This is a genomic window from Paenibacillus sp. LjRoot153 (assembly GCF_964253085.1).
In the GTDB taxonomy this organism is placed as follows: domain Bacteria; phylum Bacillota; class Bacilli; order Paenibacillales; family NBRC-103111; genus Paenibacillus_E.
The window spans coordinates 688,549-708,349 of record NZ_CAXUQH020000001.1 but is presented as its reverse complement, the minus strand read 5'-3'; the positions used below and the strand labels follow the sequence as shown (position 1 = coordinate 708,349).

The 19,801-nt window shown below is 47.3% G+C and carries 16 protein-coding genes; 1 reads left to right on the top strand and 15 read right to left on the bottom strand.

Translation table 11 applies throughout. The features are described from left to right. Positions 1 to 35: 35 nt before the first annotated feature. The 8 genes from ACSQ8P_RS03255 to ACSQ8P_RS03220 form a co-directional block, all read right to left on the bottom strand. Positions 36 to 1,664 (bottom strand): extracellular solute-binding protein, encoded by a 1,629-nt coding sequence (locus ACSQ8P_RS03255; protein WP_436233886.1) that lies wholly within the window; start codon positions 1,662 to 1,664, stop codon positions 36 to 38. Between the two features lie 56 nt (positions 1,665 to 1,720). Beyond that, complete coding sequence (locus tag ACSQ8P_RS03250; protein WP_436233885.1) at positions 1,721 to 2,602, bottom strand: carbohydrate ABC transporter permease; 882 nt, start codon at positions 2,600 to 2,602, stop codon at positions 1,721 to 1,723. Positions 2,603 to 2,724: 122 nt separating this feature from the next. Next, complete coding sequence (locus ACSQ8P_RS03245) at positions 2,725 to 3,642, bottom strand: ABC transporter permease (RefSeq protein WP_436233884.1); 918 nt, start codon at positions 3,640 to 3,642, stop codon at positions 2,725 to 2,727. Positions 3,643 to 3,819: 177 nt separating this feature from the next. Further along, on the bottom strand, positions 3,820 to 5,562 hold the full coding sequence (locus ACSQ8P_RS03240) for a sensor histidine kinase (protein WP_436233883.1): 1,743 nt from the start codon (positions 5,560 to 5,562) through the stop codon (positions 3,820 to 3,822). A gap of 1 nt (position 5,563) precedes the next feature. Beyond that, complete coding sequence (locus ACSQ8P_RS03235) at positions 5,564 to 7,060, bottom strand: response regulator transcription factor (protein WP_436233882.1); 1,497 nt, start codon at positions 7,058 to 7,060, stop codon at positions 5,564 to 5,566. 424 nt (positions 7,061 to 7,484) lie between these two features. Beyond that, a complete protein-coding gene (locus ACSQ8P_RS03230; RefSeq protein ID WP_436233881.1) occupies positions 7,485 to 8,423 on the bottom strand; it encodes a polyprenyl synthetase family protein in 939 nt (312 codons plus the stop codon). Between the two features lie 15 nt (positions 8,424 to 8,438). Continuing rightward, a complete protein-coding gene (locus ACSQ8P_RS03225; RefSeq protein WP_171637586.1) occupies positions 8,439 to 9,071 on the bottom strand; it encodes a response regulator transcription factor in 633 nt (210 codons plus the stop codon). After that, positions 9,068 to 11,374: an ATP-binding protein gene (locus ACSQ8P_RS03220; protein ID WP_436233880.1), complete on the bottom strand. Its 2,307-nt coding sequence runs from the start codon at positions 11,372 to 11,374 to the stop codon at positions 9,068 to 9,070. The genes ACSQ8P_RS03225 and ACSQ8P_RS03220 overlap by 4 nt, the downstream gene beginning before the upstream one ends. A gap of 76 nt (positions 11,375 to 11,450) precedes the next feature. Between ACSQ8P_RS03220 and ACSQ8P_RS03215 the strand changes: the two genes are divergently transcribed. Further along, positions 11,451 to 11,651 carry a hypothetical protein gene (locus tag ACSQ8P_RS03215; protein ID WP_056612737.1) on the top strand — a complete coding sequence of 67 codons (201 nt, stop codon included), beginning with the start codon at positions 11,451 to 11,453 and terminating at the stop codon, positions 11,649 to 11,651. A 126-nt stretch (positions 11,652 to 11,777) separates the two neighbouring features. Here the strand turns inward: ACSQ8P_RS03215 and ACSQ8P_RS03210 are convergent, their stop codons facing one another. From ACSQ8P_RS03210 to ACSQ8P_RS03180, 7 genes are all read right to left on the bottom strand, one after another. Further along, entirely contained in the window at positions 11,778 to 12,755 is a 978-nt protein-coding gene (locus ACSQ8P_RS03210) for an aromatic ring-hydroxylating dioxygenase subunit alpha (RefSeq protein WP_436233879.1), read from the bottom strand. A 22-nt stretch (positions 12,756 to 12,777) separates the two neighbouring features. Further along, complete coding sequence (locus tag ACSQ8P_RS03205; RefSeq protein WP_436233878.1) at positions 12,778 to 13,902, bottom strand: BMP family ABC transporter substrate-binding protein; 1,125 nt, start codon at positions 13,900 to 13,902, stop codon at positions 12,778 to 12,780. A gap of 7 nt (positions 13,903 to 13,909) precedes the next feature. Beyond that, positions 13,910 to 14,377: a (2Fe-2S)-binding protein gene (locus ACSQ8P_RS03200; protein WP_436239444.1), complete on the bottom strand. Its 468-nt coding sequence runs from the start codon at positions 14,375 to 14,377 to the stop codon at positions 13,910 to 13,912. 10 nt (positions 14,378 to 14,387) lie between these two features. Continuing rightward, positions 14,388 to 16,673, bottom strand: coding sequence for a xanthine dehydrogenase subunit D (gene pucD, locus ACSQ8P_RS03195; RefSeq protein WP_436233877.1), 2,286 nt, complete (start codon positions 16,671 to 16,673; stop codon positions 14,388 to 14,390). Further along, entirely contained in the window at positions 16,663 to 17,595 is a 933-nt protein-coding gene (locus tag ACSQ8P_RS03190) for an FAD binding domain-containing protein (RefSeq protein ID WP_436233876.1), read from the bottom strand. The genes pucD and ACSQ8P_RS03190 overlap by 11 nt, the downstream gene beginning before the upstream one ends. 336 nt (positions 17,596 to 17,931) lie before the next feature. Then, complete coding sequence (locus tag ACSQ8P_RS03185; protein ID WP_436233875.1) at positions 17,932 to 18,696, bottom strand: nucleotidyltransferase family protein; 765 nt, start codon at positions 18,694 to 18,696, stop codon at positions 17,932 to 17,934. An 85-nt stretch (positions 18,697 to 18,781) separates the two neighbouring features. Next, a complete protein-coding gene (locus ACSQ8P_RS03180; RefSeq protein ID WP_436233874.1) occupies positions 18,782 to 19,798 on the bottom strand; it encodes an XdhC family protein in 1,017 nt (338 codons plus the stop codon). Positions 19,799 to 19,801: the final 3 nt, after the last annotated feature.

Genomic DNA, 19,801 nt, shown 5'->3' with positions numbered 1-19,801 from the left:
GCTGCTGTGCTAGTTACACAAACGACAATCGTTATTTATTTCTTACTGGCTGTGAGATAACGGTCATATTGCGCTTGTCTACCTTTAATGACATCCTCAACACCCATACTTTTCAACGACTTGATATAGCTATCGAATTTATCCAGACTTTCCTTGCCAGTAATAAACTTAATATTCATTTCATTAACGTACGTCGTGATATCTGGCATCACCGTATTCTCCTTGTCAGCCTCAGCTTTCAGCGCGTATACGAAAGGGAATGGTGCTTTGATATATTTCTCCATCTCTTTATCAATCTTAGCATGCCATGGCGCTACCAGTACATCCGTTGCTTCAACGGATTGCTCAATCGGCAAATTAGTTGGATTGATACCGAATTTTTGGATAAAATCATTATCCTTGCCTTTCTCCGTAAATTGTTTCTTGCCATCAACCACATCAAACGTTTGTCCTTTCAGTCCCCACACATACATCTCCTTGGATTCTTCACTGCTCGCGTAATCCAAGAATTTGAATGCCAGCTCAGGGTCCTTAGCATTCTTCGTAACGCCAAATATACCTGTGATCGGGTTCCGTCCTATATAGAATTGATCGCCGTGCGGCCCTTTGAATGGAGCAATCCCTTTAATCAACGGTTTCGTAGGATCGTAATCCTTGAACAGCTTGCTGTACACCATAGAGGTATACCAACTAAAGTTAAACGTAGCACCTGTTATATTTTGCGAAAATTTGGAAGTAATCTGATCTGCCGTGACACTAGCGAAATCTGATTCTAATAACCCTTCTTTGTACAAACTATTTAAGTAGGTTAAATATTCCTTATAGTTCGGCTCATAGTACGAATAATGCACCTTGCCGTCCTTGTCTGCATAGAAGTTATTGGCCAAATCCAATCCGAATACCGGTCCAAATGCATTCGCTAGTTGATTAGGCGCTACCGAGAATGGGATTTCATCCTGCTTGCCATTGCCATTCGGATCATTCGCTTTGAACTTACGAAGCATATCCGTGAATTCATCGAGCGTTGTTGGATCCTGTAAGCCCAGCTTATCTAACCATCTCTGGTTCACCATAAAAGTAGGCATATAGTTCTTGGTCACAGCCAGCTGCGGCAGATAGTAAATCTTCCCGTCTGGTGTCGTTAAGCTTGCTTTCAGCGCAGGGTATTTCTCGAATAGCTTCTTGATGTTCACACCATATTTATCGATATAATCGTTCAGTGGTTTGAACAAGCCGCCTTGAATATTTTTCATCGTCTGATCCTGATCCAACTGATAGATCACATCGGGGAGATCAGCTCCTGCGGCAAGTCGCGGGCTAATCGCATCCTGATAGGTCGACGGTGGAAGCAGCTCCCAATTGACCGTAATACCTGCTCGTTTACTTAACTCTTGGACGATCGGAGCTTGGTTAAGATCGACATTGTTCGTCCATGCGTTCGTTGCTAGAATTTTGAGCGCTCCCGCTTTATCGGTGATTGGCCCTGTGCCTTTGTACGCGAAGCCCGCTGGGGCTGCCGCAGCACTCGCATCTGGTTTCAGCGTCGCCGCTCCCGTGCTAGCAGCTGGCTCAGCGCCCCCGTCACTTGTACAACCTGCAGCTACCATTGCGAATAAAGCCGTAATCAGAGACAGACTTGCCGTTGTTTTGAGTGTTTTTTTCATATACGAAACCCTCCCTCAATGTATAAAGCCCACTTATATATCCAGCAAGAGCATTGCTACCCTTTGACTGCACCTAGCGTGATACCACGAACGAAATATTTTTGGATGAACGGATAGATCGTAATAATCGGTAAAATGCTGACTACAATCGAAACGTAGCGAACCTGCAGCGTCGAAACAGCAAGCGCTTTAGCCGCTGTCTCTCCCCCCATTTTCTGCATAATTTCAGGTGAAGCCATAATAAGTACTCTCCGCAGGAAAATCTGCAAGGGTTGCAGCTCCGCCTTCCCGAGATACAGCAGTGCATTGAAGAAATCGTTCCAATGCGCGACGGCATAGTATAGGGTTAGTACCGCTAAAGTTGGTTTTGTAAGCGGTATCGCAATACGAAATAGTAAGGTGAAATCCTTAGCCCCATCTATGTTTGCACTCTCAAATATTTCGTTCGGAATATTCTCGAAGGCTGATCGCAAGATCATGACGTTAAAGGTACTTACAAGTACAGGCAGAATCATCGCCCATCTCGTGTTGTAGAGTCCTAATTCCGTGATCACCATGTAAAGAGGAATTAACCCGCCAGAGAAGTACATCGTGAATGCGATGTAGAAATTGAGCTTTCTTCGCAGGAAGAACGTCTTTCTGGAAAGCGGATAGGCCGCTAAGCACGTGGCCACCAGATTAAAGACCGTTCCCACAACGGTATACCAAATGGTGTTGTAGTAAGACTTCCATAATTCGGAATAGCCGAGCACCATTTTGTACCCATCGAAATTCAGATCAACCGGTAAGAACGTGACTAACTTATTGTCTATCGCTTCTACCGAGCTCATTGAGATGCTTACTACATAAATGAATGGATATATGGTCACAACAATCGCAAGAGCGACAAGACTGTAAACGATGATATAAAAACTCCGGTCCGTCCATGATTTAACCATAAAGGCCTCCTTTCTTGAAATATAAGAATTTATATGTTTCACATGATAAGTCGGCTATATTTTGGGATAAACACTGTGAGAAGTCCTGAGAGGACGACGTTGCCGTTTATTTCAAGGCGCTGCTACCACAAAGACATATCGTTCACACGACGACTTGCTTGGTTGGCCGCGTATACTAAGATGAAACTGATAATCGAATTGAATAACCCCACTGCTGTAGCAAAACCAAAGTTCTGTGACTCTATCCCTTGCCTGTATACATAGGTCGAGATCACATCAGCGGTTTCGTATGTGGCACCGTTATAGAGCAGATAAACCTTCTCGAAATTCACACTCATAATGCCGCCGATGGAGAGCAGGAATAGAATCACAATCGTTGGCTTCAAGCTTGGCAGTGTGAGATGCCACACCTCTTGAAATTTGTTAACGCCATCAATCTTTCCAGAATCGTACATTTCCTGATCGATCCCCATAATAGCCGCGATGTAGATAATGGAGCTAAAACCAAAGCTTTGCCAGATACCCGATACCGTGAAGATGGATCGGAACCATTCGGGCGTCATCATGAAATTAATTTTGGCCATGCCCATTGAAGCCAAGAATGTATTCACAATACCGTCTGTCGGCGACAGGAAGTTAATGATCATCCCCGCGATAACAACCGTAGAGATAAAATGCGGCAGGTAGGTCACCGTTTGGGCAAAACGCTTGAAGAGGCCATTCTTAATTTCAACAACGCATATGGCAAAAAGAATAGGGATCGAGAATCCGATGACTAGCGGATAGAACGCAAGCAGGAAGGTGTTCCTCAGCAGTCGCCAGAAATAACGAGAATGGACGAACTGGTCCAGCCATCTAAGCCCCACCCAATCGCCTCCGAATACACCATGTCCCGGTGTAAAGTTTTTGAATGCAATGAGGACCCCCGGCATTGGCAAGTAACAAAATATGAAATAATACAGAAATACCGGTAAAAACATCAGCAGCAGCAGTTTATCTCTGCGTATCAGCTTGATGAGCAGCGGCTTCTTATCCCCCAATAACTCCAACTCCTTTCAATCAATCATCCAATAAGTAAATTTTAGCGCATGACTGACTTTGCAAATATCCAACATTTTTGCGATATGTAACACTTTTTTACGCAAAAAAACACCCATTCAGTCCGGACGTCTTCACGCCGACCTCATAGGTGTTACCTCATCCACTATACTTCTCCACTATACTTCTACCCTAGAAACCCCCTCCGCCATATAAGCAGGAAAGGTTAAAAATACGCTGGTGCCGTGCCCAAGTTCACTTTCAATTCGCAAGCCATAGCTTTGTCCAAAGCGAATCTGGATGCGATCGTGTACATTTTTCAACCCGTACCCGACCGAGCTCCGTTGAATAACCTCATCTGCCAGCTCCTTACTCATCCCTGGTCCGTTGTCTTCGATGCAAAATTCCAGGTCATCTCCCGACCTGTAGCCTCGCAGGGTGATACAGCCGCGCCCACTACCTTTACGCAACTTATCAATACCGTGTTCTAATGCATTTTCTAAAATCGGCTGAAAAATAAGATTAATCATGTCATATCGCAACAGCGCTTCATCTACCTCACAAATGAAATCAAAGCGATAATTATGCATGATACTTTGAATATGCATATAATCCTTGGCATTCTCCAATTCATTTCGGACAGGGATGAAATCTCTCCCCTTGTTAAGAACCGTTCGATAGAAGCGTGAAACGGTATTCGTGATCTGACTAATTTCCATCGCGTCAATCTCTAATGCCTTCCAATTAATAATCGACAAGGTGTTATATAGAAAATGCGGATTAATCTGCGTCTGCAGCGCCTTGAGCTCCGCTTCTTTCTGCGTGATTTTACTTTGATACACTTCTTCGATCAAGGTGTTAATGTTGACAAGCATATTGCCGAAACGATTCGTTAATTGGCCAATTTCATCCCTAGACTGACTCGATACGTCAATCTTCAGGTTTCCATTTTCGACGATCATCATCTTCTTATTGAGCTTAATAATACGTTTGACGAAGGTGTTGGAGAACATCCAGATGATGAGTAGCAAGCCAGCCAAACAAACCAAGACAATCAAAGCTGTCGCACTAACTATGCTCCTTGCATCCACCGAAATCCCGTTCTTAGGTGTAAAATAAACCAGCTTCCAGCCCGGCTCTGCCATATCCGCTGTGATGTACATGTAATCCGTCGCCTGCATAGAAAAGGAACCAATTCGCTCCATTAACTGGGAGGATGGCAGCGAAGCAATGGGAAGCTCTGCACTCATCTGCATGTTTTTAGATAGAATTTGATTGCCATCTTTATCTAAAATCAAAATACCATAGGCATTCGTTTTGATATCATCCAAGCCTTGAAACAAACTATCGGCATCAATGCTCAGGAACAACACTGCGGGTGCCTTCCCTAACTGCACTCCCTCTTCACTTACGAACGGCCTTGTAGCGAAGAGCTTGCCATTCTTTATGTTCCACTGTGTTTCTTTCGGATTCGTCCGCTGATTCGCCCACTTTAGATCCGATGTCAAATCGAGCGGCAGAATATATTCGCCACGCAGAATAGACTGATTCTCTGTAAACACCGATATTTGTAAGATATCACGATTAAAATCAAGAATGTTACTGAAAAACGGATCCACATAATCCCGATATAAGACAGGGAAATCACCGACATTACTAATAAAGATGCGCTTAAAGACAACATTCTGGGTGATCGAATTAATGATCGCTTCATGCTGCTTCGCGCGATAGTTAATCGTCTCTGCGATTTGACTAATAGCTCCGTCCAAATTCTGTTTCGCCTGTTGGAGCAGGAAAGAGCTTGCTTGGTGATAGGAAAACATACCCAATACGACAACAGGTATAATGGAAACGACCATATAGGAGATAAACAGCTTTTGTTTAAATCTTAAGTTTTGGAAATAAGCTAGGAAAGTTCTCATATCAGCTCGTTCCTTCTCGGAATTTAGCCGGACTCTGCCCATGAACCTGTTTAAACGTTTTGCAGAAATACGACGTATTCATATAGCCAACTTGCTGACTAATGTCCGCAATCGTTAGATGCGTCTCCCGCAGCAGCTCCTCCGCCTTATGCATCCGAATCGTCGTTATATATTTAACAAAGGTTTGCCCTACTTCCCGCTTAAACAAGTAGCTTACATAGGTCTGTGTAAGAAACACCTTCTCTGCAATCCACTGTAAGCTGATATCCGATGTATAGTTATCCTCTATCAGTTTCCGGATGTCCTTGATCACTTTCTTGCTAAATTCCGGATTATGAACTTCCGTATCACCATCCAGCAAACCGAGAACAGTTTGAATTTGCGCTTTCAACTCGGCTAGGGACTTACATCCGAATATGGCCTCAACAATCGACTTAAAAGCGTGAACATCCGTTTTCCCTGCCGTTTCCCATATTTTCTTAGCCAGCTCCGTACACATGTACTTCACGTAAATCGCCGAATGCTGCCCACTCCCATCAATTGTTTTAAAGAATAACTCAACACCTTGGCGTAGGCCGAATTCATCCTTCACTTCCAGGTGCCAATAGAGGGTTTCCATTAGCTTAGGGATTGTACTCGCTATTTCTTCTTGTCCTTGACTTTCATCTGTATAGAGTACTGTGCTTTCATGAAAGAAAAATTTATAGTCCAGCACATTCTCCATGAGCTTAAACTCTGGAGCCAACTCATCTCCCGTGTTGATTAGCCTTGAAATGACCATCGTAAAGGTTTCGTTGTAGGCGTCCGCAATGCTTGTTCTCAACCTGCTGCCTAATGACTCTAGCTCTTCCTTACGAACCGTATGATCCCATCGCACACAAACTAAGCTCTGACTTTCGTTCAAATTCACATAATCGAATGACGCACGAATGACGGCCTGAAGCCTCTCTGGGAGCAAGTCGTGCTCTACATCAAAGACCGATGAACTGTAATCAATTAAAATCAATTGAACAGACATCTGGCTAAAATCAAGCCCGATGAGATCTAACTTGCGAGAGAGCGATGAAGAAGCTTGCGCTGCATGAAGAATCTCTAAGAACAGTTCTTCCTTCTCTTGCTCTTGATCCTTATGACAGAGCGCAATGACCTCATGAAAGGCTCTTTGGAAATCACTCACATCGATGGGCTTGAGCAAATACGCGGAGATCTGATAATGAATCGCTCTCTGTGCATACTCAAACTCCCCATATGCGCTGAAAATAATAATTTTCAACTCTGGGAACTGCGCCCGTGCCCGCTCGCACAAAGTAAGGCCATCCATAAACGGCATCTTAATGTCGGTTAATACAATATCGATTGGATGCGAAGCTAGCATCTCTAAGGCTTCTTCACCATTTTCAGCTTCAAACACAGCTAGGGGCAGTTTATATTTATGGATTAATCGCTTAATACCTTCTCGTTCAATATGCTCGTCATCCACGATGAGGATCTGAAACAAGCGCTTCCTCCATTCCAAGCTCGCCCGTATGATTGGATTACATCCTTTCGGATCATCTCTTTCGCACAGGCCGCTCCTATAATACGAAACCAACTCCATCTAAATTCTATCAGAAGACCGCTTCCGATTGAAATTCAACATTTTTGCGTTCCATATCATTTTTTTATGGTGTACTCGAATCCACGAATACCTTTGTAATACTTAGGATACATCGCACCTATACAGTTCTCACATACGTACTCGAGATCTCGGCGCTCGGGCGTTGTTGGGGGAGTTTGTTGGTTTTGGGAGGCTAGTGCGCCGGAGATTTGTATTAACTGGAAAATGTACAGCTATTTACGAGAAATTTCACCGAAAACTCGATTTAACTGTAAAATCCATTTATTCGCCTGGGGCTCAGGAGATATTAAGAAAAGAGCAGGCGCTATGCCTGCTCCACTTCAACACCATGCTTTATGAAATCTCCCCACGTCAGCGTCCGGAACTCTTCCTTCCATGGCGACAACGCCGGCAGCTCTGCCCATATCTCTTCAGCTTTCTGCATGCACACCGATTGAACGATCCGTGCATATTCCAAACAGCCGGAGTCCTGAATCAACTGTTTTACTTCGTTTTCCTTTTCCGCAAAAAGTTCAGCCGTAATCTCTCCCCTATAGTAAGCCTTCACAGGTGAGAAGTCTTCATCTTCAACTGAGAGTAGATACAGGATCGGCAGCGTCCTCTTCTTCGCCATCAAGTCACTTTTCTCATCATAGCGAACGAGATCCCGCACATCATTCTGAATCTGGTGGAGAAGTCCCACACAATCGGCTATTTGATGCAGCTGCTCTATCGTTCCTTCCGTACATGCTGTATCGTAATAACCTAGGAAGCAAGCAAGACGGAATAAAGAACCCGATTTCTCTTGGGTCATCCATAAGTATTCATCAACAGTGGAAACCGCATTAATCACATCTTTATGCTGGCCATTAATCGACCTAGCAATGATTTTGCTGATCTCGACCAACATCGTTCCACTGGCATTCATCCTGCCCAGTTCACCTACCATACCGATCATTAGCGCTAATACAGCATTCAACGCACTCGCCGTGTCAATGCGCATCCAAGGCTTACTTTCGCTATCCTGATCCTGCAGATCATCGACGATATCGAGGATAAGAACAACTAACTCCGTCAATGCCGCCCGGCGATAGATGTCAGGCGAACCCCCACCTAACATGGCGTGTGTGCACAACGTGACTTTGGACCAAGACAGACTCGAGGTCTCTTTATCTGACATGCATGATCTCAGCAGCGTTTTCAAATCCTCATCAAACATATAATCATCCATCATCCGTGCCATGTGCTGCTGAATGTCCTGCATGCGAAGCGCCTACTTTCAGGTGTAATATTTACTTTTGATAAACTTCTCCAAAGCCTCTGTCCTTGATTTCGCGCCCCATTTGTCATAAATTTTACGCAAATAATTATCAACCGTACGCTTGCTCATGAAAATCCGTTCCGCAATTTGTTCGTGTGTAGCCCCTTTAACCAGCATGTTCATCATGAGCACTTCTTCCTCTTGCAGTTCACATTCTTCGCCTGCATCGGCTTCATTTAATTGCATCTGGTTAAAAACGGACAGCGGAATCATCGTATACCCATCCAAAATACAATACACCATATTCTTGATCGTCCGCTCCGTTGACTCTTTCGACAGTACACCGCTTACTTTCATTTCAATCAATTTATTGTAAATACCTGCCAACTCAATGCCGGTGAAGATGACAATATGGATGTGCGGGTATAGTTGTTTGAGCTGTGCAGCAACCTCTGTTCCTGTCTGATCGGGAAGCTGATAGTCTAGAAATATGAGCCCAGGCTGATGCAACTTCACATATTCCAAACATTCCTTCGCATTACTAACAACTCCGACCACCTCGATACGATCAATCTCATCAAGCAACGTTTTCGTCGCCCGCGCGAATAAGGGATGGTCATCGACCACTAATGTTTTGACGATTTCACTCATGCTGACATCACTTCCTCAGTTGGTATTGTGATTAAAATATGGGTCCCTTCCCCCTCGGCGGTCTCCAGTTCAAAACTCCCACCTACATGCAGCACACGGCTTCTCATATAAGCAAGCCCCATACCGGATGCGGCGATTTCAACGGCAACCTCTTCCTTTACATGGAACCCTATGCCATCATCCCGATAACTTAAGTAAAAGAAATGATCTTCTTCCCACAGATGAAAGCTCACGTTAGCCGCCTGTGAATGTTTCTTAGCGTTGTTAAGTAATTCTTGCACAATCCGGAAGATGTGCCGTTTGGCCGATAAATCCTTGCCTTCGATCTCGGAAATTTGCTCTGCTCGGAAGGAAATCTCGAACGGCGTCGTATAGGATTCTTTCTCAACGAACGTCTTCAAGGTTTGCTTCAACCCTACCTCTTTCAACAGATGAGGATTCAACTCGAAGCAGCTCTGACGCAAGCTGGCATTAATCATTTCCACAAAATTGTTCATGCTGTTCAGCTGTTCACGATCCTCTTGACGCATGGAAGGTTTCTCCGCCAATGTAGTTAATCTTCGCTTGAGGAAAAATAAATCCTGCATCGTCGTATCATGAAGATCCGTGGCAATTCGAACACGTTCCTCCTCCTGAAGCTCGAACATCACCTTCCGTAACCAGAGATGTTCTTCCTGCGGAAGATGGGAAACCATTTGCTGAAGTCTGCCCGTTAACTTACGAATCAGATACACATTTTCCATACTTACTTCCAAATAGGAGGTGATTAGCTGCAGCCATTGCCACTCCTCCTTCGCGATCCGTGTGTTCGTCTTCTTCCGTGTCACGATGAGATAGCTCGTGTATTCCTCATGGCAGTTCATTTCCAAGAATGTGTAATAGGGGTGATCGAGAATGGCAGATGAATTCACCAAACGCTGGATTTCTGCCGTATCGACTTCACCTTCGCAGATAATTTCAATATCGTTTTTATGCCGAAAAACAATCGCACCACCCGTCACTTGCAAGGTGCCAACGATATCGACAAGGATGATATCCTTCAAATCGCGAAAGCTGGAAATTGTCCCTAAATTTTTGGAAATCTTTTTTAGCGCTGACTGCAATATGTATTTTCTTGGGAACAGATAGGGCTCTAATCTCGTCGTCCAATATTCGGCTGCATACAACATGGCTGAAAGCAGGAAGATTGAGCCTAGGAATACGAATAAAATTTGCTTTCCGTTGGTTTCCCCATGAAAAATAATGGCAAAAGCTCCGGTAAACAAGCTGACGGGTACAACCGCCATAAGACTGGCAAATACAACACGCCGTACGACAAGGCCAATATCGTATAACTGATCCGAAGCTATTAAATAGGAGAACGTAATGGGAAATATTAATAATAGCCAGCTGGTATAAATAGGATCGAATATCCAATCTCCGATAATGAGCTGTGGTATGAATGAGAGACAGATAATGGGTAGAAACGAAATGAGCAATGAGTAAAACACACTTTTGATAATACCAGCTAGCGGCGTCTGTGCTTTCCTGACCTTCACAAACAACGTTGCTAGCAGGGAAATGTTTAAGGAAATAACAATAATGAAGAATCCCATCGTGACGGATCCGTCATACTGATATACGAAAGCCATCGAAGGAAAGAGGTATAGACCTCTCATTACAAAAGCTAGGAAGGCTATCCCGTATAAGTATTTAAAGTGTCCCTTGGGCAGCTCCATGTCTCCCTTTTCTTTGAAGAACACCACGAGAAAATGTAGAAAGACAATCGGCAGCACCATCATCGAGCTAGCAATCATCAACTTACCTATTAAATCTCCCCGCATAGATGCGCCTAAGCTCATAAAGATTAGGGCAGCGCTAAGAAAGGAGAATGCAAGCAATCGTGCGGACGGCGACCGACTTTCCCTCACCAATAATAATACGCACATGAAAAGACAGACGAATTCCTCCGCGAGCGAAATGATATCGAATAAGGCTGGGCGGCTTGTCCTTAAATCGATAGTTTCTACGACGCCATCTCTCCAAATTACAACCGTGTTCGCCTTCTCAACCACATTCCATCGTTTGACGGTTGACCATTCACCTGGTGGTTTCCCATCGATCGCAATGACTTTATCGCCGATATGAATCTTGTCATTCGTGCTATTCGCCTCGAGTTTACTGACAATCCACTCGTCCGTACGAGCAGTGTCCAAGTAGATACCATTATAGGGAAAATGGAAGGTTACAAAAGAACACCAGATTTGCAATGCAATGAAGAGAACCATATAAAAACTTACAAAAATTTTGTTTACTATTTTCAATTAACTCTCCCCTAAATTCCAATATTTTGCTATAATCACTCTTGTAACCTACTATTAAAAAGAGGGAGCTAAACCAATGGCGATTATTCAATTAAACCCAGAGCTGCAACGTTCCGTACAAGCAGTGAAGCGCGCTGAACTGCGCAAGCAAGCAGATTCCTTTATGGTGGCTCAGCCTCTATCTGCTGAAGAAACAGCTGCACTTATCAAAACATTCACAACTCCTTCAGACACAAGAAAACAAAATGCCAATGAGCCTTCTAACTATTGGTGGTAATCTAGTAGTCTTATTTTACCAAATAAAAAAAAGGATTGCATATTAGCCACATGCTAATTATACAATCCTTTTTTTATTTCGTATGCATGTCATTCGCACTACTCTTCCCAGATCCGACAATTCTTGCTAAGCCGTCCCGAAGGTGACGCCCAACTCGCGCAGGCGTTTGCGGTATGCGATGCTCAAACGATCGCACTTCAAATGCAGCTCGGCCTGCAAATCTAGCGGCAGCAGCTCCGGCTTCTGGTTCTCAACCATGATCCGATCCTGCTCGATGAGCCGATCTTGGAATTGGATGAACACCTCGTCAGACTCGTCATACGCATAGTTTCTTTGCTTCAACATATAGGCTACGCTAGTCTGCTCCGTAACCGGCAGTACCATCAGAAACAGCCGAAAGATATGATCAGATACATCGTCTCTCTTCGTAAAAGCTACACTTAAGGGGCCGAATACCTCATACACATATCGACTATGTACACCCCGCCCTGTTCCATCCGCATCAGGCTGATACACGATGATTTCTTCGGAACGCAGAACGCCCTCCTCTTCCAAAACGTGATAATCATTGATTTCAGCAAAATCACTATCGCCAAGCAGTCCCTCATGCACGAACATAAGGTGGGACACATCGAGGAAATTTTCAATAATGCGAGGTCCTGCTGCTTGCAGGGTGTAAGGCCCCATGAATACTTCCTTGAAACCCTCTGGCACATAGGCACTCACTTTAGGCAGAGGTCCTGCAGGTGTCCCTAAGCACACCCAGATCAGCCCATGCGCTTCTACGCAGGCGTAAACGAAGGCTTTGGCCTTCGAGGGTATCGCTTGTTCCTTCGGTAAGGAAGGAATCTTGGTACACGTACCGCAGCCATTATATGACCAGCCATGGTAGGCGCAAACCAACTCATCGTCGCTTACTTTCCCAAGTGAGAGGGGCACACCGCGATGAATACATAGATCTTTAAACGCGTGGACGCCTTGCGAGGTGCGGAATATCGCTACTTTTTCCCCTAGTACCATCACTGCCTCAGGCTTATCTGTGAGCATTGACGACAACAACACCGGGTGCCACTCGTGGATTAATGCGATATCTTGTATTGTCATCGCCAGTCACATCCTTTGTGCTTTATTTAGGTATGACACCTTTAATGCCCTTAACAAACCAAGTCGTGCCAAGGATTTCTTCATCCGTCATCTTCTTCCCGGATTCGAAGCGTGTTTTGCCATCTTGATCAACGATAGGTCCTTGGAACACTTCGAACGTACCGTTCAGAATTTCAGCTTTTTTCTTCTCTACTAGCGCTTTAACATCCCCTGGCACATTTTTTCCAAGCGGGGCAATATCCGTGATGCCTTCTTTCATACTGCCGAAGTAAGCCTCGGATTTCCACGTGCCATCCATGATACTTTTCACCGTCTTCACATAATAAGGGCCCCAGTTCCATTTCGGGTTCGATATGTACGTATCCGGTGCGAATCTGCCCATATCGGAATCGTTCCCGATGCCCCATACTTTACGTTCAGCAGCCGCTTGAATGCTTGCCGGTGAATCTTGGTATGCCGCCAAAACGTCCACACCTTTATCCAACAAGGAAATAGCCGCTTGCTTCTCTGTTGCCGGATCAAACCACGTGTTACTCCACACAACGGATACGTCGATATTCGGATTTACGCTCTGTGCACCAAGCGTGAAAGCATTAATGGTATAAATAACCTCGGGGATCGGGAACGCGCCGACATAGCCCAAATGGTTGTTTTTCGTCATTTTCCCTGCAGCCATACCGACAAGGTAAGCACTTTGATATTCACGTCCCATGTACGTGCCTAGGTTCGGCGCCGTTTTGTAGCCAGTGGCGTGCAGGAATTTCACATTCGGATGCTTCACCGCCACCGCAACCATAGGATCCATGTATCCGAAGGAGGTTCCGAAAATAATGTCATTTTTCTGAGCCAACTCTTCGAATACACGCTCAGCGTCAGGGCCTTCTGGAATATTTTCAACCGTCGTCGCTTTAATTCCTAGTTCTTTCTCCATCATCAAACGGCCTTGATCATGCTCAAATGTCCAACCGCCATCCCCCGGAACTCCGATGTAAACAAACGCAACTCTCGGCAGCTTTTTCTCTGTTGTTGCTGCCGTAGATGCTGCAGTGGTGGAAGCCGGTGATGTAGAACTTGTTGTCGTGCTCGTGGAGCAGGCACTTAAAATCACTAACATAATAGCAGTAATTGACAGCATGGTTTTTCTCATATCGCTTCTACCCCTCTCTTTTTATGGACAATCCGCATTTCTCTACTGCTCTGAAAATCCCCTCATACCCTGTGCACCGGCATATGTTCCCGCACAGTGCTTTCTCAGCCTCAGCCCTCGTTGGAGCAGGGTTCGATTCCCACAACGCGGTTAAGGTTACAACCATGCCGGCGGTACAGTAGCCGCACTGCAATCCCCCCTCCTCTAACATCGCTTGTTGAATCGGATGCAGCTCTTCGCCTGTCGAGATTCCCTCAATGGTCGTAAGCTCCTTACCTGATGCTTGATACGCCATCAGTAAACAGGAATTCACAGGTTGACCATCGAGCAGAATCATGCAAGCGCCGCAGCGCCCAATTTCACAAGAAACCTTGGTGCCGGTCATCAGTAGGTCATCCCTCAGAACGGCTGACATCCGTTTGGATGCTGGGACTGGAATTGACACTGCCTCCCCGTTAATAGAGCAATCTAGCACAAAAGATGTATTAATCACTGGCCTCCACCCCTTCTAACCAATCGATGGATTGCACGATGTCTTCTGGTGATATGGGCAGCTGATTCACCCAAACGCCTGTCGCTTGTCTTACGGCTGCAGTAATTGCAGGAGCCAAGCCGACAGAACCAATTTCTCCAACGCCGCGAGGGCCAAATGTATCTCCCTCCGGCAGCTCTTCAATGGCTTCAACTTGAATACGAAGCGGACTGTCGCTGAAAGTAGGAACGAGGTACGTGTCGAGATTCTGCCTGACATAGCGTCCTTCTTTCATCACTGCATCCTCGGTCAGTGTATAGCCCAATGCCATGACACTGCCCCCCTCGATTTGTCCAAGGAAGCCCATCGGATTAATCACAGGACCTGCGGCGATGACGTGATCGGTCTGCAGCACCTTGACCCGCCCGGTCAGCACATTGACTTCCACCTCTACAATCGCCGCTGCGTACGAGTACAGGTAGTGCGCCCCGACCCGCCCTTCGGGCGTCGTTGGGTAGTCGAACTCCGTATGCGCGAGGATTGGCGTAGCTGCTGCCGCAGCGGCCTCCGCATACGTGACAACCGGCTCCCCGGATTCATCACCCTTGTGATGAATCCCGCCTGCGCCGGTTGCGAGCTCTGCGGCCGGAATGCCGCAGAGCAGCGAAGCCTGCTCCAGCAGCGCCAGCACGAAGGCTGGCTTCAGCCGCTGGAGCGCGCGCCACATCATCGTGGTGGCGCGTGAGGCCGTGCTCGAACCGCTGCTCGGCACGCGGTCGGTATCGCCGATGACGATGCTGATGTCATCGGCGGCGCAGCCGAAGCAGTCCTGCAGCATCAACGTGAGTGCTGCATAGAGCCCTTGGCCGAACTCCTCGAAGCCGAAGGAGGCTTGGATCTTGCCCTCCGGCGTGAGCTCGATGCGGCCGCCGGAATGATCGGGGATGCCGAGGCCGAGCCCGGCACCGTGCATCACCAGCGCAGCGCCGACGCCTCGGCGCAGCCAAGGCTCTTGCGCAGCCGCCGGTTGGCGAGCGCGCTTCGCCCAGAGCGGCGACTCCTGCGCCTTCGCCCACACCTGGGCGGCGCCCTCGGTGGCCACGATCTGTTGGCCCATCGGGCCCGGATCTGCTGGCTGGCGCAGGTTGCGCTTGCGCAGCTCCCACGCGTCCATGCCGAGCTTCTCGGCCAGGCGTTCGATTTGGCTCTCCACCGCGAAAATCACCTGATTGCCGCCAAAGCCCCGAAACTCACCGGATACACCGTTATTCGTGTAGACGCTCTTGCCTTCTACGTCGACATGCGGGATCGTGTAAGGTCCAATGGCATGCTCAGTTGCAAAATTCAACACCTCGCAGCCTAGTGTCGCGTACGCCCCTGTATCTGCAAGAATGCGGACTTGATGCGCGATCAGGTTTCCTTCTTTGTCGGTTCCAGTTTTCATCGTGATCCGCATCGGATGACGTTTAATGCCGGAGATGACGGATTCACGGCGGGAATTATGCATTTTGATCGGCTTGCCCGACTTTCGTGCCATCAGTGCGCCGAAAGGCTGCACATTGAGCTCATCTTTCCCGCCAAACGAACCGCCAATCGGACTGGAAACGACTCTGATTTGTTCTTCTGGGATGCCAAGGATTCGCGCTAACTGGAAGCGATCTTTATAGCCATGCTGGGTCGGCGAGTAAACGGTCAGCCGTCCATCAACTTCTGGAATAAAGAGACCGCCTTCGGTTTCCATATAAGTATGCATTTGCCGAGGTGTCAGATAGGTTTCTTCAACGACCTGTGCACATGTATCGAAAACAGCATCAATGTTTTTGTCCCCATGCTGCAGTGAGGTTTGATGAAGCAGATTCCCTTCTGGATGCAGCATAATCGTACCCGCTTCCAGCGCAGTTTCTGGATTATCTACAAGGGGAAGCGGCTCATACACGACCTCAATGAGGCTTAGCGCATATTCCGCTAGTTCCTCCGTATCTGCAGCAACGGATACCAGCGCATCCCCGATATACCGAACTCGATCATGACAAAACACCGGCTGATGAGGAAACGCAATTCCGAATAAGTTCAACCCTGGTACGTCGTCAGCCGTTAGAACTACGCGTACGCCGGGTAATTGTTTGGCTTTGGTTGTATCGATGGATAGAATCCAAGCATGTGGGTATTGACTCCGCAGTACCTTACCGTGCAGCATGCCTGGTGCTGTTAAATCGGTGAGATAACGAAGCTCCCCTGTCACTTTCTCCTTGCCATCAGGTCTAATGATCCATTTCTTCGCATTACGATTAAGGAGCATAGGCTCCGCCCCCTTTGCGCCAAGCTTTGAAGCACTCCGAAATGATCAAATTCGCTGCCGTCTGTTTGCGGTAAGCTACTCCGGCATAATCATCCGCCACAGCGTTGAAGTCAGCTATAACCCCTTTGTGGAGTATCTGCAAAGTTGCCTTGAATAGCGGCTTCCCGATTATTCCCGCTTCTAGAGTTGGAAATCTCGCGGGAACCGCGTTACCTCCGCCTGCCGCTAAGGCGATGTCGGTAACCGTCCCATCCGCTTGAAGGGAGAGCCTCCCCGCGACAGTGACGACCGATGGCGTGAATGCCTCTCTGCGTCCAACCTTGAGGTAGAACTCATGGATGATCTCGTTCTTTTGCACTTGCTCTTGCTCTTGCTCTTGCCATCCCCCTGCCTGCACAATAATCCCCGTCATGATCTCGTCATGTGCCCCTTGTGGAGCAGCCAGCCAATCTTTCAAAGCAATTGTTCGCTCGTTCTGTCCATCTGTACACCGTATCTGTGCATCCATCACAAGTAGTGCGGGAATCAGATCTCCTGTACGTGTCATCACATTGCCTCCGATGGAGGCTAAGTTCCGAATCGACGGGGCAGCAATCTCCGAACAAGCCTGCACAAGAAGTCCGCATTTCTGCTGAACCAACTCGTTTTTCATCAAATCTGCAATACTGAGGGCAGGGCCTATATGAACTTGACCTTGGGAATTAACCGTTAATCCCGAGAGTACAAGAATCCGTCCAAGACTAATGAAATACTGTGGCATTAGGGCAAGCCCATTTTCCCAGCGCGTGCGAAGCCAAGTACCTCCAGCAATGAAGACAGCATCTTTGCCCCATTTATGCTTCAATTGGATCGCTTCCTCTACACTTGTCGGCTGCCATACGGAAGGCTGCTGCTCGGGCAGCTGATGCATCGGAACTGACATATTCAACCCTCCTCAGAGTTTCTGTGAAAAAACCTACGAATGATGCCTTCTGAGTTTGCCGCGAGAAGCCGGCTTGCTACGTGGTGGCGTGTTCGATGCGCTCCATCTAACGGAACGTCGTTCCGTCTCGAGGGTGTCCAATTCCGCTAGCCTCTACTTTCTTCGTCTTTCACTTTGCTCCATTGCATAACCCAATCTTCAATAAATCGTTCCAATAAATTAGATCTACTATAAACAATATTCGATTTTAGCGTCAACTAACATAACATTATTTTGTTTTTTTATATAAAAAAGAGCACATCATTCGTAATAATGCACTCCATAGCCAATAGTTTGTCATTTAACCTTACATAATTGGCGCTTGTAGATTGTTTTTGCCTCTTCATATTGCTTGGCGGTATCAATATCCATAAATGTCAGCGCTGCCGCCTCAATCATCTGTCCGCGAAATGCAGGCAAATGAAACAGTGCTCGCGCACCAGCATCTCCTTCCAACGAAGTGATTGTTGACCACATCCTTCTCCCTAAAATGACTGGCGGCTTCGGGATACCCTTATCACCACTAGCGACATAATCGTAGTCCGCTCCTGCCTCGTAAGCATCAATCAGCCCAGCCAACATATCTGCCTCGATGAATGGCTGATCAGCCAGCATAACCATCGCAGCATCAGCCTCCAGCTCCTCTGCCACTTGAATACCCGTGCGAAGCGAATGTGCCATGCCAAAGCCAGCCTCTGGACACACCACTATACGGCATCTCCCACTCTCGAGCCCATGACGAGCCTCTTCCGGCAACCACACTAGCGTATCTCCTTCGCGTACAATGACAACCACTTGCTCGAAATCAGCGCAGCGCAGCGCCTTCAGTAGCGCAACACCTCCGAGGCTGATACCTTCCGCCAACTCGAGGGACTGTTTCGCTGTCCCCATGCGCTGACTGCTTCCAGCCGCCAAGTAGACGCCAACCATCTTTCGCTTCCCTGATCTCACCATCATCTCCGGTTTCGCCTTCTTCCCTGGTTTCTCTGGTTTCTCTGTTTCTTCCCCTAGTTCCATCAGCATCTCCGGTTCCACCGGTTTCCCTGATTCCCTTAGTTCCACTCACTTCTCCAGCTCCACCATCTTCCCTAGTTCCACCACTTCGCCAGTTCCACCATCTTCCCTGGTTCCACCATCTCCACCGCTTTCACCATGAGCAGAAGCTCCCGACATCCCGTCCATGGGCTAATGGGGATGACCACACACCCATTCTGTGCTTTCCACGCTTGATCGCAATCAGCTCAGCTACAATGCTGATTGCATTCTCGAACGCACCTTCCGAGCCGATATTCAAACCAATTGGCGCATGCAGCCAGTTAGGGCGCTCGAAGCCCTCCACCATTTTGGCCGTACGCTCCTTGGAGCCCATAATGCCGAGATAGTGTAAGGGATAAGCCATAATGCCTCGGAAGAAGGCGGTATCCTTCTCAAACTGATGACTCATGATCACGACGTAGTCTCGCTCATTCAGCGCAAGCTTTTCGACTAATGTCTCTGGAAAAGCGACTATCGTTTCTACCCCTGGGAATCGCTCTGCGTTACAGAAGGATTCACGCCAGTCCGCAACCACCACACGAAAGCCGCTGCTCGCAGCCATTTGTACGAGCGGAACCGCATCAGGATTCGCACCGAACACGATGACTCTTGGTTTTGGCACAAAAAACATACTCGTCACAAAACGAAACGACTCCCTCTCAGCTGAAGTTGCAGAAAGCCCCTCCTCATCTATACCTGATCCCCGCAGTGCATATCTAATTTCCGAATACCCATCGGTATAGGTGCGAATGAGCTCTACGGCTTCACAGCGATCCAATCTATTTTTCACCACCAGTAGATTAACCAGCAACTCTCCAGCAAGCGGCTCAAGCAAAATACGGATCAACCCGCCGCACCCAATCGTCTCCCCCCAGCCAAAATCATCAGCTGGCCTCATGTCGTATTCGACCATTTGCGGCTTTTGCGATTCCCACACGCCTGGCACGTAAGCAGCGAGGTCACCTTCCAAACAGCCCGGAGAAATACTTCCCACCGTGCTTCCATCTGCCATCAACAGCATGACAGCTCCTTGCTTGCGATAAGCGTGGCCTTCCACATGAATCACTGTCGCTAATACACGCGCCCCCGTATCACTTTCCACAGCTTGCAGAATGTCATAGGCCTCCATCGC

What these genes read in the sequence shown, in the direction of transcription:
- ACSQ8P_RS03255 (WP_436233886.1), bottom strand. Translation starts at nt 1,664, where the DNA reads ATGAAAAAAACACTCAAAACAACGGCAAGTCTGTCTCTGATTACGGCT.
- ACSQ8P_RS03250 (WP_436233885.1), bottom strand. Translation starts at nt 2,602, where the DNA reads ATGGTTAAATCATGGACGGACCGGAGTTTTTATATCATCGTTTACAGT.
- ACSQ8P_RS03240 (WP_436233883.1), bottom strand. Translation starts at nt 5,562, where the DNA reads ATGAGAACTTTCCTAGCTTATTTCCAAAACTTAAGATTTAAACAAAAG.
- ACSQ8P_RS03230 (WP_436233881.1), bottom strand. Translation starts at nt 8,423, where the DNA reads ATGCAGGACATTCAGCAGCACATGGCACGGATGATGGATGATTATATG.
- ACSQ8P_RS03225 (WP_171637586.1), bottom strand. Translation starts at nt 9,071, where the DNA reads ATGAGTGAAATCGTCAAAACATTAGTGGTCGATGACCATCCCTTATTC.
- ACSQ8P_RS03215 (WP_056612737.1), top strand. Translation starts at nt 11,451, where the DNA reads ATGGCGATTATTCAATTAAACCCAGAGCTGCAACGTTCCGTACAAGCA.
- ACSQ8P_RS03210 (WP_436233879.1), bottom strand. Translation starts at nt 12,755, where the DNA reads ATGACAATACAAGATATCGCATTAATCCACGAGTGGCACCCGGTGTTG.
- ACSQ8P_RS03205 (WP_436233878.1), bottom strand. Translation starts at nt 13,902, where the DNA reads ATGAGAAAAACCATGCTGTCAATTACTGCTATTATGTTAGTGATTTTA.
- pucD (WP_436233877.1), bottom strand. Translation starts at nt 16,673, where the DNA reads ATGCTCCTTAATCGTAATGCGAAGAAATGGATCATTAGACCTGATGGC.
- ACSQ8P_RS03190 (WP_436233876.1), bottom strand. Translation starts at nt 17,595, where the DNA reads ATGTCAGTTCCGATGCATCAGCTGCCCGAGCAGCAGCCTTCCGTATGG.
- ACSQ8P_RS03180 (WP_436233874.1), bottom strand. Translation starts at nt 19,798, where the DNA reads ATGGAGGCCTATGACATTCTGCAAGCTGTGGAAAGTGATACGGGGGCG.